The 452-nt window shown below is 67.5% G+C and carries 1 protein-coding gene; it reads right to left on the bottom strand.

The features are described from left to right. Positions 1–345: tetratricopeptide repeat protein (locus J4F42_20170; GenBank protein MCE2487836.1), on the bottom strand; the 345-nt coding region annotated here is incomplete at its 3' end. Between the last annotated feature and the right edge of the window lie 107 nt (positions 346–452).

A 452-nucleotide genomic window follows, 5' to 3' on the forward strand; every position in this document is an offset into this window, starting at 1 on the left:
GTCCAGCTCCCCGTCGCGCCGAGCCCCCACCCCCCGCTTGACCAGGATGTCGGCCAGCGCTGTCCGGGCGGCCGCATGCTGGGCGTTCGCCCCCAGCGCAGCCCGATATTCCTTTTCCGCACCCACAGTGTTGCCGAGCCGGTCGGCCAGGGCGCCGAGCCGGTAGTGCGCTTCGGCGTTGGTCGGGTCTTCTTTGAGGGCGCGGCGATACTCGGTTTCGGCTGGACCGTACAGCGTTCGGGCCTGGAGCCCTTGGGCTGTGGCCATGAAGTTGTCTTTTTTTTCGGCACAGCCCCAGGTCACGGCAGCAACGAGGAGCAGGGAGACACATCGGAGCGCGTTCATGGCCGCTATTCCGCCCCGTCTTCGACCGGCTGTCAATTGCCCCGGCTGCCTTGTCACACCGAGTCGGCCCGGATACACTCGACCGCCATGCCTCAAGCGCCTCCCGG

The sequence above is a fragment of the Desulfurellaceae bacterium genome (assembly GCA_021296095.1).
Classification (GTDB): Bacteria; Desulfobacterota; Binatia; order Bin18; family Bin18; genus JAAXHF01.